Below are 13,784 nucleotides of genomic sequence, written 5' to 3'. Positions count from 1 at the left end.
ACAGTTACGCTGCTCACCATCCGGATAGCAGCAATAAAAAAGGCCACCCGAAGGTAGCCTGTTGTAATAAATGATTTATTTAAATCCCTGCTTTTCTGAATACCTGTGCATCACGCTCACGGAGTTGCTTCAGCGTCAGCCATTCGCCTTTATCGGTGTAAAATTCATCTGGCGACATACCACCATCCCGAATCAGCTTTGCCCGGGTTTCCCCCACAATCTGTTTTTGTCTGGTGTAAGGCTGACGCAAAAACCATTCCCTGTAGGTTGTATCTCCGGCCACCACGCCATCCATGCTGGCCCGCTCAGCCGGGGAAATATCACGAACATCAATACCCAGTTCCTTCGCTGATTTCAGAATGAACGTTTCCGTTGAGCGGCAGCAGAAATGAATTTTTCCCGGCCCCTGCAAATAAGGCACGCTGTGACCTACAGGTTTATTATCCAGCGTATATTTGAGGCGATCCCTGATTCGACATTGTGGCGTAGTACGATTATCAAGCGTTGATAACCATTGCTTACCCTTAATCAAATCATTATTCGCGCGTGCAAAACTCTCACGAGCAGTAGCAGCAAGATGTCCAACCGCTGTTTTTGCAATGCTGGCCGCATTAGCCCGGCTCATCTGCAATGCACCATCCTGAAATCCCTTACTGACATGTCCCCGAATTTTTCTTGCGATCTGCTCATTGGTATCCCCCAGCAAAAAACCCTGACGCACCGTATTTGTTATGCGTCTGAGCCGATCCGCCTCAAGATCTGAGGCCCACTCACTGAGCAGTCGTCCCTGGAATGGTCGCGCCATTGCAGCGGCGTAAAGTGCATCAGAAGAGATACCAACCAGAGGGTGAACATCAGCAACAAAATCAGGTAGCAGAGAATCAAACAGACTTAACTGATAACCAACCTCATAAATTGCCAGCTCGTTCAGCTCTCCGGAGAGACTGGTAAACATGCTGTTAATAGCAGTGCGGTTAACCTCTCTGACACTCGCCAGAAGTGACTCCAGGCGCGTAACGGTAAAACTACTAGGATCGAGGCTGTCCAGTGCTACCAGCAGGCGAGCTGTAAGCTCCGCATCGCTGTCATTCAGTATTTTCACCATTCTGGCAGCCACACCAGTGCTATAGCGGGATATCCAGACTGCATGAGCAATTGATTCATCACGCAGCCGTTCATTCACGGTTTGCATCATTGATTTCCATCAGCATTACACTCTGATTTTTTAATTCATCGATCACTTCCTCTGGACGGGAATCCTGATCGATAAATTTCAACGCCTGCAACACCCGAACCGCATCAATCTGACGTATATCACCGCCCTGACGCAATGACTGAACAGCCAGCGCGGAGGATGAGTCAAACACCTGGGCAGATACATCCAGTTCAGTGCGCACATCCACATTGCCACCGCAACTCTCTCCGCTCCATTCCGCCATTATCTGGAGAATATTATCGAGGGCATCTTCGAGGGAGTTCGCCATTGTATAAAGCGGCGAGTGTTCCTGCATCCGCTCTTCATTAGTCTGATCAACAGATTTGGGGGATGTATTTTCAGCCCGCAGAAGTTTAGCGCCGGCATGACGCATCTGATTTTCCAGCTTCTCAAGTGATGTTTCGCCAGATTCTATCGCTGCGCCACTATGTTCAACATATTCGAGGCCATTTTTTGTTCTGTCCTCAAAAATCGTAGCGGTGGATGCACCAACCGTCAGTTCTTCATTCCTGTCCAGCCCGTAGGCCACCAGCAATGGAACGCGGGCAACATGAAGAATATTGTCCTGCTCGCTCTGGCTTTGCCAGTGCTTGATATTCAGCAAGCCAAGATTAAGCAATGGCGGTGTACCACGCATAAACCCTGTTTTCTTCGTATACAGTGTTACCAGAGGAATATCATCACGGCTGGTATTCCATGACTCATGAAGCGTCCAGACAGATTCGCCATTAGTACCTTCGCTGCGTCGATAAATTTCAACTCGACGGGGCATAATATGGCGGATCTGCTCCACCTTCTTCTGCCCGAAATCATCACCATCAATAATGATGACCTCTTTTATACGCAAATCAGTGAGAACAACTTTCCCTTTTTCAACTTTCGATTTCCATCCAATAACCTGGCGTGGATTCAGCATCGTAACGTACGGGCGACCACCGGCCGCGTTTTCATCGGCTTTTGTCCGAATCTCTTTCATATCCGTTCGTGGATAGTCCACCAGCGCATGTGCCACACCATACTGAAATGCGAGACTGAAAAATTGCTGCGCCCACACATCCAGTCGGCTCCCCTCCATGTCGATATTTTCTGCATATTCCCTGATTTTTTCCGGCGTTTCCTCACTCAATACTGTCGGCTCTGCAAATATGCGCCCAATATTTTGTTTGATGCTTTCTTCATACACAGGAAGTAGCGTAGCCACAGACAGGCGTTTTTTATAAGCGTCTTCATCTTCATTAGGCCATTTGGGGAGATAATTTTCCCCCTGCCTGCGCATTTCAAGCGTACCGCCCATCAATGCGTCGTTAATATCCCACGCCTCCAGCATATCGTTATAGTCGAGGTTGGGTGTTGATATATCAGCCATAATTAAATCCGAAGTGATGTGACTCTTCCGGTCGGTTTGACAATAGGGAATTGCTTAACGATGAAATAACCTCCGGCATCATTCGGGTGATCATTGCCAGATTTTTTATCAGGCTCCCCCTTATCATCCCAGACCTGTTGCTCCAGAGATTCGGCATATACCGGACAACGCTTCACATTAACTTTATAGCGACGCTCACCATTGGCATTGCAGAACATTGCATTCATTGAGTTAACGCGATCTTTTACTGGCGGGTTCGAGCTGTTCACCACAACGTTAAAACCAGCCTGCTTAAGCTGGGCTATATCCGTCGTACTTGCGTTACTTGATTTTCTGGAATCTCCGGAAGCATCTGGATAAATATAAATCTCCCTCACTTTCCGGTAATCATTCCCGTCATACAGCCAGAAGCGTTCTTTAATGATGCGGATCATATCCGGCGTATCGTAGGCATTGATGATTTCAGTTACCGCACATGGAAGCCCCAAACGCAGCACATGGACGATCCCCGCCATCTTTCCAACGTTAAAATCCATCCCAATATAAATCGGCTCCCCTGGCTGCTCCACTTCTTCGCAATTATTCAGTTTCCGGTCAAACTGATGGTAAACAGTACCACTTGTCAGGTTAGTAAACTGTCCTCGAAGATAGGCTTTAATCAGCTCTGGAGGGTATGATTCAAGAAGCGAAGGAATGTAATCTGCTGGCAGGTTCTTTTCATTATCGAAAGTAGATGCCTGCACCAGACCATACAGTGAGGCCAGCTCTGTTTTTTCACGCACGGCTTTAACAAACTGCTCGTAGACAAATTTGAATCCTTCCGGCGTGGTTGTAACGTCAATACCGTTGCGAAGTCCATCAATCTTATAACGCATACGCGCAATTATCTTGCGCCACGCCGTTCTGGCTTTTTCCTTCGGCAAAATGTCCAGTTCATCCACCAGCGCATTACCAATTTTGAAACCGACGATCGTTTGTGGCTTCTCCATCGATCTGCAGATAGTGGTTCCCCGATACTGGCGTCCGTAATAAAAGTGAACCTCTTTATTTCCCTCATTAATTTTTACGTTCAATCCCCAGTCAGCAGCAACTTCTTCCACTGTAGGGTAAAAAATATCGCGAATTTGGGGATACGTTGGCGCAAAATATCCCTGATTTATACCTGGATGCTCCCAAATCCCCTTGCATATGCCGCCACACCCAACCCATGTTTTGCCCGAGCCAAAACCAGCAATATAGGCTTTAAATTTATGGGGCATTGAAAGAAATCGCGCCTGAGGCACATTAAGCGTCGGAGAGATCATCTTCATCACTCCTTACTCTGGCATCAACCACATTAATATTGATCGCCACAGGCTGGGGATGTTCATTATCTTCCACCGTTTCGATCTCTTTGCGCAGCTTCTGGTTTTCCATTCTGCGTCGTTCAATTTCCAGTTCCTGTAGCCGCTTATCTGCACATAAAGCCCCGCCAGCAGAAAGCAAACGCAACAATTCACGCCGGGCGGCAGCCTTATCCTCCAGCAGGATCTCAACGCCGAATTTTCCGAGTTTTGCCCCTGCATATAATTGCCGCGCATCCCCATCAAGCAGAGTGGTATCAGCCATATAAAGCTGTCCCGTTCCCTCACCGCAGCACTTCGGGCAGTCCGGATTGGGTATGGCGTTATCAACAAAGCCGAGGCCTCCATATTCCGGTTCGGGTTTGCCATCTCTGGAAGCCTGCGCCGCTGCCTTGTCGAATTCTGCTATATCGCGCCACTGGTAGAGATGATTCTCGCCCCAGCAATAACGGCAGTTAACACGGCGAAATTGTGCAAGCTGATTGGGGTCGGCCAGGACAATGGCCATCAACTGACTCACCAGTAAATCCAGGTCTGCGGTATAGCGTTTCTGGTACTGATTGCGGAAGTAGCTGATAGCGCGAAAAACCCTGGCATTTCTAAGCATACGACTGGCGTTGCTGTTAGCTGTCGCACCTTGCCCCTCATAACCGGCTAGTCGGTACGCCTCTGTCGGCTTTTTCCCCTGAGCAACAAGCATCGCAAACTTAGCCTGCTGGTCAGAAATGCCGAATTCATCGGGACAGAACGAAAATTCCTCCGCGTCGCCCTCATTCAGGCCCGCATCGAATACTGGCTTTTTTTCCTGAGATTTTTCGTTCCGCTTTTGTGCAGTCTGCGCAGATTTTTTCTGCGCACTTTTTTGCGCAGTTTTGCGCATTTCTGTCTGCGCATTTTTCGGAGGTTTTTTGATGTAACGACGGGCTGTTGCGTAATTCAGTCCCCTTGCTTCACACCATGCCACCGGAGATATACCGGAGCGGGTGTATTCAGCAATATACTCCTGCTGCAACGCCCCCCAGTCCGGTCTGCTCATCAGTTAGTCCTGATTTTTATCCACCCTGAGTAGTTCGCGCAGAGCAAAGGCATCCCCTTTTCTGGCAAGCTTAAACAATGCCGCTCGTAACTCGGCTTCACCTTTCGCTCTGCCCTTACGGATGGCCGCATAAAAATCTGTCATTGCTTCCCGATTTTCTTTCAGTCGGTTCAGATCAACATCCAGAACGTCAGCGATTTGTTGTGCAGTCATCCGGCACGCTGCCAGAGACTCGACTTTCGAATACGGAATCATTTGTCACCCCTATTGATATGCAGGGTGTCTTCTTCCTGTATTTTTCGTGAAGGATTTTTACTGCAGCGTTGTTCCAGGTGACCTGATGGTGAATGCGTTTATGGCTGGCACCCATCAGTGAGATTTTTACGCACGACGGCGCATACATGACGGAGTAAAAACTTTTAACGTAGGTTCCGGAATCCAGATACAGCTCGGTCATTCCGCCGCTGTTTTTCTGCGTCTGTTTCTGCCCTAACTGGACAGCACCGATCGTCATAAACAATTCACCACAGCGACCGAGATTCGTGTACGTATTCACATCCTCGTTAATGCGCCCCATGAATGAGAACGGTCGATCAACCGAACAGATAAAGCTGTTCATTGCCTTGCGTTTCACCCACGAAGCATGGCCGCCATTGTCACCAAGAAAATCCCCGCCCTGCGACATAGCGATGGAAAGAGCAGGTATTGATTCGTAGTACGCCAGCATTTCAGAAAGGATCGCATCCAGTTTCCTTATCGGAAAATAGGCCTGGTCATAGTTGCGATCCACCCGAAACTGGAACTCGTGATAATCATCATCGAGCTGAATGAAGTATTTACACCCGACCAGTTTTGCCAGGTCGAAACAGGCATTACGGGCGTAAAAAATTGAGCGGCGGTCACCGAAATTATCGGCTTCGTCAAAACGACTGGCGATATCGGCTTTGGAAAACACCAGCACCTGTTCACCAAATTCAGCCATGTACTGATGCCGTGTCTTATCTTCATCATCAACAACGATAAAAATTTTCCCGGTATAGCCAGCACGACGCAACGTCCGGTAAGTCAGAACTTTGTCCGGTCGCCCGTGAGTCAGAATAAAGGCGCAAAAATCATCACGCATATTCCTCCTCCTCACCACCATGCATGATCTCCACCATGCGCTGCGTCATCCGGACAAATCCATTTTCAATAGCCTGCTGATAATCAATGATCACCAGCGCCGACTCCTCGAAAAAACACTGAATTTCAGCGGGGGCGTGAGCGTAATAGTCCGCAATTCTGCTGAAATTAAACACCGTGTGACGTTCTGCCGCACACAGGAGGAATTTCTCAATATCAGGCTCAAGGGAAGCCAAACGTATCCGGCTGATCAGCTCCTGCGTTTTCGTATCGTCGTACAGTTCACTGATATCCGGTTTACCGCCCGACGGCTCATAAACAGGCGTATCAATTTTCGTCGTATACGGCTCCTCCTCATTTCCTGTACCGGGCAAAACATCCGTCAACAGTTCATCAATTTCTGTCGGGATGAAGCCTGTCAGGGAGACATCAAAATCAGCATTGATTAGGTCCGACAGCTCCATCCGCAACAGATCTTCATCCCAGCCAGCATTCATCGGCAGGCGATTATCTGCCAGGCGGTACGCCTTTTTCTGCTCATCCGTCAGGCCAGACAGAACAATGACCGGAACAGAATCCATTTTGAGCATTTCAGCCGCCATAACACGACCGTGACCCGCAATAATTTCGCCCTTTTCGTCAATCAGCACCGGATTAGTCCAGCCGAATTGCTTAATACTTTCTACCAGTTGTGCCACCTGCTCAGGGCTGTGCGTCCTGGCGTTGTGCGCATACGGTGACAATTCTTGTAATGGGCGATAGACTATCTTTAATTTCTCGCTCATACATCCTTGCTTTATGAATAAAACGCACCCCAGCAGCCAGTGCTACTGGGGGCGGAGGTGTTGCTGGTAAAGTTAGGTATTGGATCAATGAGTGAGTCAACATAATATTAAACTCACAATTATAAATCAGCCATATATTAGGAGCGCCAAAAAAAACCTGAAAACAATATAATAACAGGATAAATTTCAAGGCGACCAAGAATCATAGCTATGCACATTAAATATTTTGCAATGTCATTAAGCACTCCGAATGACGATGCAGTAGCCCCAAAACCTAATCCCATATTATTAATACATGCAGCCACTGTTGCAAATGATGTAAGAAAATCATATCCCATACCATTTAACACCAGTATAAAAAACACCGTGAAGAGAGTATAAAGAAAAAAGAAACTCCATACAGACCTCATTACACGATCTGTAACTATCTTCCCTCCTACATTTACACTCAACAACGCTCTGGGATGAGAAAGCTGATTTATCTCGTGTTTGCTTTGTTTGAAAAGTATAAGAAATCGAAGTGACTTAATTCCACCACAAGTTGAACCTATACATCCCCCAAAGAAACTTGACAACAGCAAAAACACTATCGTGTGCGTGGGCCAGCTTGCATAATCCTGCGTAGCTAAACCATTATCAGTGAGCATGGAGCTGGCAAGAAAAAACGAATGAATAAAACTTCCATGCAAGTCATACATACCTATATGCCAGACCTGGAAAGAGGTAACAATGATCACCCCTAAGGCTATTAACAGAAAGAAACGAAGTTCAATATCTCTGATTAAAGGTTTTATCGTTTTCCTGCTAATAACAATATACCAAAGAGTGAAGTTGAAAGCCGATAGCAGGGAAAAAGAACCAGCCACCAGCTCAACCAAATAGTTATTAAAATATCCGATACTCTCGCTATGAGTTGAGAAACCACCAAGCGAAACTGTGGAAATCCCGTGACAAATAGCATCAAACAAAGGCATTCCTGCAAGTCTATAACAGACAATACAAGCAATACCTAATAAAGAATAAGTTATCCACAGTGTCCGTGACGTATCGGCCAGGCGGGGAGTGAGTTTGTCATCCTTAAATGGCCCCGGCATTTCTGACTGATAAAGCTTTGCACCACCAATACCCAATAATGGCAATACAGCAACCGCCAGAACAATAACTCCTAAACCACCTATAAAATTTAACTGTGACCGATAGTACAAATATGCCCGAGGTAATGAACTAACATCATCAATTACAGTTGCTCCTGTTGTTGTTATTCCAGAAACCCCTTCAAACAGAGCATCAATGAACGTTAAATTAAGTTCTGAGTCAATCCATAAAGGGAATGCACTAATAACAGAAAACAAAATCCAAAACATTACAATTATAATAAACCCATCACGGGTACGTAATTGAATGCCAGATTTCTTAGTTGTATACCACGCTCCGCCACCAATGCAAAAAAATATAACGAAAGTTATAAAGAAAACGAATAGGCTTTTTTCTTTATAAAACAATGCTACAACCATTGGTGGCAACATTGAAAGACTATAGAGCCAAACCAGGAACCCACACATATGAGTAACAACTCTTACATGAGATGTATTCATATCTAAATATTCTTTCAATTATAACCACCTTGCTGCAATATTATGATTATACTGTATAAAATTTAACTCCTCTTAGATCTTACTTCACTGTTCCTTATGAAACAATCATCAAAATGAATCATATTGTAGTTAAGATTTTACTTTAAACACTGTTCGGTTATGTATTGCTGAGCACCTTCAAGTTGGGCCTGCATCATTACCAGTCGTTCCCGGAGGGTGAAATAATCCCGTTCAGCGGTGTCTGCCAGTCGGGGGGAGGCTGCATTATCCACGCCGGAGGCGGTGGTGGCTTCACGCACTGACTGACAGACTGCTTTGATGTGCAACCGACGACGACCAGCGGCAACATCATCACGCAGAGCATCATTTTCAGCTTTCGCATCAGCTAACTCCTTCGTGTATTTTGCATCGAGCGCAGCAACATCACGCTGACGCATCTGCATGTCAGTAATTGCCGCGTTCGCCAGCTTCAGTTCTCTGGCATTTTTGTCGCGCTGCTCTTTGTAGGCGGTGGCGTTATCACGGTAATGATTAACAGCCCATGACAGGCAGACGATGATGCAGATAACCAGAGCATAAATAATCGCGGCGACTCTGCTCACTGATCTATCCCCCAACAGGCTAATGCGCTTTCCTGGTCACGACGAATAACCTGTCCATAGCAGTTATTTGAACGTATGCGGCAATCGCGCCCACCATCTTTTATCCACCAGCGAATCGCCTCGCATGCACCCTTACGATCACCGGCATTCAGCCGCTTATAAAACGTCGACGGGAAACACTTACCGGGGCCAATGTTATAGGGACAAAATGACGCTATACCCGCTTTCTGTGGTTCGGTCAGTGGTACTTTAATATTGCGCTCCACCCATGCCAGCGCCTTATCACGTTCAATAGCGTTAACCTGGTCGCATTTTTCCTTCGACAGCCTCATTCCCGGTATGACGGGCTTACCATCCACCATTGTGGCACCACGACAGATGGTCCATATACCGGAACCATCGCGGTATGCCGTTGTGTGGTTACCTTCTTTTTCATCCAGAAACTGGTCGAGAATATCAGGCGCAGGCGCACCGACGGCAATCAGTGCCAGAACGGCAGCCGACAGGCCGTATCTGATTTTTGCGTTCATGGATATTTATCAGGATTTATCGGTTTCTGAACCCTGGATATGTTTATCTGTCCCGGCCTGTTGAATCAGGCAAGGAATAGTTAAATACAATAGAGAGGATTGTTTATGGACAATAGCACCATTTCTCTACAGGAGTTGCTCGACTGCATTTCCAAGCTTCGGGATGATGTAAATGCCCTTACTGTCGCATTTTCATATCTGGCATTCTCAATTCCCAAGGAACAAATGCAACCAACACTGGCATCGCTCCAGCTTGAATCACTCAACCCCAAATGGTCCCAGCAACAACAAAATTCTTTCAAGTGGCTGGCGGTATTACTGGAAGAAAAATATGCTGGTGAAATTACCATTTCGGCGGAGTCTTCAGTGAACCAGTAATTCTTCCCGGCAGTTTTCCTTTGTAGGTTATCCACACACCCTGCGCCTCTAAAATTATGGGGCGCTTTTCCGGTGACTGCTCATCCCCTTCACATAACCCGGCAGCAACATCCAGGAAGACCTGTCTGATGCTCCTTCTGGCTGCTGCCTCATAAAACTCCAGCGCGGCACCTTCAACACGGTCCAGCGAGATGTCCAGGTCTAAAATTTCACCGTCAAAGCGTTTTTTGTCCCGTAACGCTAAAGTTACCGTAACTTTATTCTCAAAATTGCGGATCCCTTTCACAATCAGTTCATAGTTTTGAGTCATTGAATTACTCTCCCCGTGCAGCCTTACGCTTATCTTCTTTAATCTTGAAATAAAGATTTGTCAGATACGTCAACAGGCCAAACACCAGACTACCCAGCACACCTATTGCTGCCCACTGTGAGGGCGTGACTCTATCGAGCAACTGTAAAAACCAGTAGCCAGCACTGCCTGCGGAGGTGCCATAGGCGACACCTGTTGTTAACTTATCCATGGATTTCATAACCCCCACCTCGCAGATGCGGGCGCTGTGTAATGGAAACAAAAAATGGCCACCAGCGGCCCGTAAAAAACACCCCGTCAAAAGCACCGGCATCCGCAGATGCCCTTTGCGTGGCGTTATTTGATGCGCGCCAGGTGTGGCGCAAAGAAATGAAATAAGACTTATCGAAAATTAAGGTTAATTTGATGATTTAAACCACTTCTGAAGCTTAGTAGTATGAACATGTCCCCAGAAGGGGCCAATACTTATTATTCTTCATGGACTTTGTCCCGCGGTCTTAATCCGACGACCGCGCTACTCTTCACCCTCTCGCAAATTGCTATCTAAAGGACGTTGTCCCACGAGTATTCCTGTATGCTCGTGTCTTTTTTTGTCCTGAGAAAGGAATAAAAAAAACCGCCAGATATGGCGGTTGGTCAATGCAAGGGATGAATTTTTTAATTGTTATTAAACCGAGGCGTCGGGTGCCTCCCGAAGTATTCCGTGCTGCATGGATACTGTGGTTTCCCGCTAAACCGACTCTTTAAACCACCCTCTCACTGAGGAGCGCCTCTGTGGTGCTTTTACAACACCAAAATGATGCATCACCGACCCTGCCAGGAAATACAAAATCTCCACCGATAATGCACCATTCTGCTGCCGTAAAAAATTAGCACTGAGGCTACACCCGGCCTCAAATCATAGCCAGAGAACAGAATGCTTTTTCAAAACAACCTGCTCCCACGTAATAAAAAAATACGCCAGTGCCGTAATACAATAAGGCTTGTTTTAAATGCTGGAGCGGGTAGCGGGAATCGAACCCGCATCATCAGCTTGGAAGGCTGAGGTAATAGCCATTATACGATACCCGCATATGGTGCCGACTACCGGAATCGAACTGGTGACCTACTGATTACAAGTCAGTTGCTCTACCTACTGAGCTAAGTCGGCATTGGTTCTTCAGGGGAGCGATATCACCGAGCGATATCACCGAGCAAAGAAGAGTTCCCCCTCAGAACCGTTTTCGATGATACGATTTAATATTCCAATCGCAACAACACTTTGCGTCAAGCTATGTAAATTTATTTATGTATTTTTATTTTATGTGAACATTTCACCTTCACTTAAAATATACGCGACAATATATAAACAAATTTATTTTGAAGGCAATATTAAATGTCGTTTCTTATATCACACCACAATAACAACAAAACCCGCTTGATGGCGGGTTCTATTAAAGTTTAATTGCGCTTGATTCGCCTCGCGATACAGCTTTGCGAAGCGTAGCAAAATTGAAGCAGTTTACGCGTAAAAAATCAAGCCGTTTTTTGAGCGAATGATTCTCGCATGGGAATGTATAGCGCATACTCAGCAACGGCCAACCAATTAGCAATTCGCTTTTCGCATGTGCTAAAACACCACTCTGGGTGTGCATCATTTAGCAATTCAGCCATTTTGCGTTTGGTCATCCCCCGCCCCTCATACCGTTGCCGAAGGACGCTAATCAATCCTGGATGCTCTGCCAGCACCTCACTTATGACCCGATCAATACATAACGCCTCTGCATCAGTACAATGCGCCAGCCAGCTCTTTTGCTTACCGTTAATCATATCCCGCAAAAAAGCCTCAAGTTCAGACTTGTTCAGACCTGCTTTTTTCATCCTCCGGAGCGCCTCGTTAATTGCCGTTTTTGTCAGCTTTTTAGAGGCCAACAACTGGTTGAACATATTCCCCGTCTTACCGCCGCCAATATACGACCAGCGCCCCCACATGCGCAGTTTTCCCTGAATCCAGACACTTTCCAGCGTGGTGAGACGAAGGTGTTCCCCGCTTTTGCCTGTATTTGTTGGGTAAATCATAAATAACCTTCCTTTCTCCAGATTTCTTGCGTGCGAAAAACACCTTCTGCATGCATCAGGCGTAAATCTTCTTTGGTGTAATCGCTTGTTTTTACCCGCCCGTCGATTAAATCGTGGCATGAGCTACAGGCAATCGCCGCCTGCATATCGTGTGGTTTTGTCGCTGTTCCGCACGTTCCCGCCAGTCGGTAATGCGCCAGCACAGACGTTTCCGGATCGTGATTGCAGTAGCCAAGAATTCTGACGGTGCACATCCGCCCCCGCGCCGCTTTACGTAAATCCACCATTACGCAAACTCCAGCAGCTGCGCGGCCACATTTTCGACTTGTTCCGGAGAGGAAAATTTACGGAACAGAATCCAGTTCCACAGCACATTCAGAACAGATTTATAAACCTGCTGAAACTCGGTTTCGTCCATATTCGCAAAAGCGATAGATTTTGCCCGACGCCCGCGGCTACCGTCCGGATAAAAATGTTCGGTGTAAAATCCAGCCTGAATGGTTACCCACTCGCGAAAAGCCTCAAACGACTTTAGCAATGCCGTATCCCGGGTTCTGCGTGTCGCAACTGTATTCAGATATTGCTCTGCGGCATCACTCAGGGCTGGCGTGTGTTCCCGACCAACTGATTCGCACAGGTAATCAACGAAACCAGACAGCAGTTCTCGTTCGCGAGGCGTGATCGCCCCACCGACCGGAGTCCAGTAATCGAATCCCAGTTGCAGGAGTTTGAAAAAACGCTTGTGGAATGCGTAGTTACGCACACGCTTAAAGTCTGCGTGTATCCACTCGCCTATTTTGATTTGATGCAGAAAATCACAACTCTCCGGCGTCGCCGGGAGAAGTAATCCGGAAGAGGTTTGTTTGACCAGTTGTATATGCGCCATTTCTTAATCTCTCGATGGCGCAGCGCAGCAGATGCCAGTTGTTCAGGCTGACGTATGAAGTATAAATAAACTGGCTCCAGTGTAAAGCCCCACCTTAATGGAATAAAAACCAAACAACAGATTGCTGGGATACAAACAACGCTTATTATTAAAAGCGGTTAAACAAATTAAATTTTAATGTTATGCAAATCTGCCAGATCACCATAATATCTCATTTGAAAACCGCTGAAATAACAACCCTATCAGGGTTAATCATATTAAGGTGAGTAAATATGGAAAACAACAAATCTGCACATTACGTTCCTTTTTTATCTGTAATACTTTTTGTTTTATGCTGTGCGTGGGCATTATTTTTATAAATATATTTACAGATGAAATAAACCCGCCAATCAGGTTAACTGTGGCTGCGTTGAGGATGCATAATACATCAGAGGTTGCGGGGATTTCTCCCATAAGCGCTAACTTAAGGGTTGAACCATCTGAAGAATGCGACGCCTCGGTGCCTCGTTAAGACGATGCCTCGCGTTCTTCAATTGCGTTTTGTAGGCTGTCAGGGA

The 13,784-nt window shown here is 46.5% G+C and carries 17 protein-coding genes and 2 tRNA genes; 2 read left to right on the top strand and 17 right to left on the bottom strand.

Annotation, left to right across the window (positions count from 1 at the left end):
* Positions 1–79: 79 nt before the first annotated feature.
* From ACJHWK_RS19280 to ACJHWK_RS19235, 10 genes are all read right to left on the bottom strand, one after another.
* On the bottom strand, positions 80–1,192 hold the full coding sequence (locus tag ACJHWK_RS19280) for a phage minor head protein (protein WP_096215917.1): 1,113 nt from the start codon (positions 1,190–1,192) through the stop codon (positions 80–82).
* Positions 1,176–2,582 (bottom strand): DUF4055 domain-containing protein, encoded by a 1,407-nt coding sequence (locus tag ACJHWK_RS19275; RefSeq protein ID WP_410234898.1) that lies wholly within the window; start codon positions 2,580–2,582, stop codon positions 1,176–1,178. Before ACJHWK_RS19275 ends, ACJHWK_RS19280 begins: the two co-directional genes overlap by 17 nt.
* Before the next feature lie 2 nt (positions 2,583–2,584).
* Positions 2,585–3,886 carry a terminase large subunit domain-containing protein gene (locus tag ACJHWK_RS19270; protein WP_000625349.1) on the bottom strand — a complete coding sequence of 434 codons (1,302 nt, stop codon included), beginning with the start codon at positions 3,884–3,886 and terminating at the stop codon, positions 2,585–2,587.
* Positions 3,867–4,961, bottom strand: a complete 1,095-nt coding sequence (locus ACJHWK_RS19265) for a terminase small subunit (RefSeq protein ID WP_000089437.1) — start codon at positions 4,959–4,961, stop codon at positions 3,867–3,869. Before ACJHWK_RS19265 ends, ACJHWK_RS19270 begins: the two co-directional genes overlap by 20 nt.
* 3 nt (positions 4,962–4,964) lie before the next feature.
* Positions 4,965–5,174, bottom strand: coding sequence for a hypothetical protein (locus ACJHWK_RS19260; RefSeq protein WP_000126788.1), 210 nt, complete (start codon positions 5,172–5,174; stop codon positions 4,965–4,967).
* Entirely contained in the window at positions 5,152–6,084 is a 933-nt protein-coding gene (locus ACJHWK_RS19255; protein ID WP_001204031.1) for a hypothetical protein, read from the bottom strand. Before ACJHWK_RS19255 ends, ACJHWK_RS19260 begins: the two co-directional genes overlap by 23 nt.
* Entirely contained in the window at positions 6,077–6,868 is a 792-nt protein-coding gene (locus ACJHWK_RS19250) for a ParB/Srx family N-terminal domain-containing protein (protein ID WP_001291091.1), read from the bottom strand. The genes ACJHWK_RS19255 and ACJHWK_RS19250 overlap by 8 nt, the downstream gene beginning before the upstream one ends.
* A gap of 137 nt (positions 6,869–7,005) precedes the next feature.
* On the bottom strand, positions 7,006–8,463 hold the full coding sequence (gene trkG / locus ACJHWK_RS19245) for a Trk system potassium transporter TrkG (protein ID WP_024165216.1): 1,458 nt from the start codon (positions 8,461–8,463) through the stop codon (positions 7,006–7,008).
* Positions 8,464–8,600: 137 nt separating this feature from the next.
* Positions 8,601–9,065: a lysis protein gene (locus tag ACJHWK_RS19240; protein WP_000091919.1), complete on the bottom strand. Its 465-nt coding sequence runs from the start codon at positions 9,063–9,065 to the stop codon at positions 8,601–8,603.
* Entirely contained in the window at positions 9,062–9,595 is a 534-nt protein-coding gene (locus tag ACJHWK_RS19235) for a lysozyme (RefSeq protein ID WP_000992105.1), read from the bottom strand. Before ACJHWK_RS19235 ends, ACJHWK_RS19240 begins: the two co-directional genes overlap by 4 nt.
* A gap of 105 nt (positions 9,596–9,700) precedes the next feature.
* On the opposite strand from ACJHWK_RS19235, the gene ACJHWK_RS19230 reads away from it, so the two are divergent.
* Positions 9,701–9,973, top strand: coding sequence for a hypothetical protein (locus tag ACJHWK_RS19230; RefSeq protein WP_000370546.1), 273 nt, complete (start codon positions 9,701–9,703; stop codon positions 9,971–9,973).
* On the opposite strand, the gene ACJHWK_RS19225 is transcribed toward ACJHWK_RS19230, so the two are convergent.
* On the bottom strand, positions 9,939–10,283 hold the full coding sequence (locus ACJHWK_RS19225; RefSeq protein WP_000193293.1) for a YdfR family protein: 345 nt from the start codon (positions 10,281–10,283) through the stop codon (positions 9,939–9,941). The two genes, ACJHWK_RS19230 and ACJHWK_RS19225, sit on opposite strands and share 35 nt — an antisense overlap.
* A 4-nt stretch (positions 10,284–10,287) precedes the next feature.
* Entirely contained in the window at positions 10,288–10,503 is a 216-nt protein-coding gene (gene essD, locus ACJHWK_RS19220) for a phage lysis protein EssD (RefSeq protein ID WP_000839599.1), read from the bottom strand.
* A gap of 32 nt (positions 10,504–10,535) precedes the next feature.
* Between essD and ACJHWK_RS19215 the strand changes: the two genes are divergently transcribed.
* On the top strand, positions 10,536–10,661 hold the full coding sequence (locus ACJHWK_RS19215) for a hypothetical protein (protein WP_258056483.1): 126 nt from the start codon (positions 10,536–10,538) through the stop codon (positions 10,659–10,661).
* 618 nt (positions 10,662–11,279) lie between these two features.
* On the opposite strand, the gene ACJHWK_RS19210 is transcribed toward ACJHWK_RS19215, so the two are convergent.
* The 5 genes from ACJHWK_RS19210 to ACJHWK_RS19190 all read right to left on the bottom strand — a co-directional run bounded on the left by ACJHWK_RS19210 (position 11,280) and on the right by ACJHWK_RS19190 (position 13,227).
* Positions 11,280–11,354, bottom strand: a tRNA-Gly gene (locus ACJHWK_RS19210).
* A 3-nt stretch (positions 11,355–11,357) separates the two neighbouring features.
* Positions 11,358–11,433: transfer RNA gene (locus tag ACJHWK_RS19205), tRNA-Thr, on the bottom strand.
* Positions 11,434–11,798: 365 nt separating this feature from the next.
* Positions 11,799–12,341, bottom strand: a complete 543-nt coding sequence (locus ACJHWK_RS19200; protein WP_000640136.1) for a DUF1133 family protein — start codon at positions 12,339–12,341, stop codon at positions 11,799–11,801.
* Positions 12,338–12,628: a DUF1364 domain-containing protein gene (locus tag ACJHWK_RS19195; protein ID WP_001551052.1), complete on the bottom strand. Its 291-nt coding sequence runs from the start codon at positions 12,626–12,628 to the stop codon at positions 12,338–12,340. Before ACJHWK_RS19195 ends, ACJHWK_RS19200 begins: the two co-directional genes overlap by 4 nt.
* Positions 12,628–13,227, bottom strand: a complete 600-nt coding sequence (locus ACJHWK_RS19190; RefSeq protein ID WP_000940316.1) for a DUF1367 family protein — start codon at positions 13,225–13,227, stop codon at positions 12,628–12,630. Before ACJHWK_RS19190 ends, ACJHWK_RS19195 begins: the two co-directional genes overlap by 1 nt.
* Positions 13,228–13,784 lie beyond the last annotated feature (557 nt).

It is taken from the genome of Escherichia sp. WS547 (assembly GCF_046486065.1).
GTDB classification, from domain to species: domain Bacteria; phylum Pseudomonadota; class Gammaproteobacteria; order Enterobacterales; family Enterobacteriaceae; genus Escherichia; species Escherichia coli.
The sequence above is the reverse complement of the archived record's forward strand: the minus strand, read 5'-3'. Positions and strand labels throughout refer to the sequence as shown.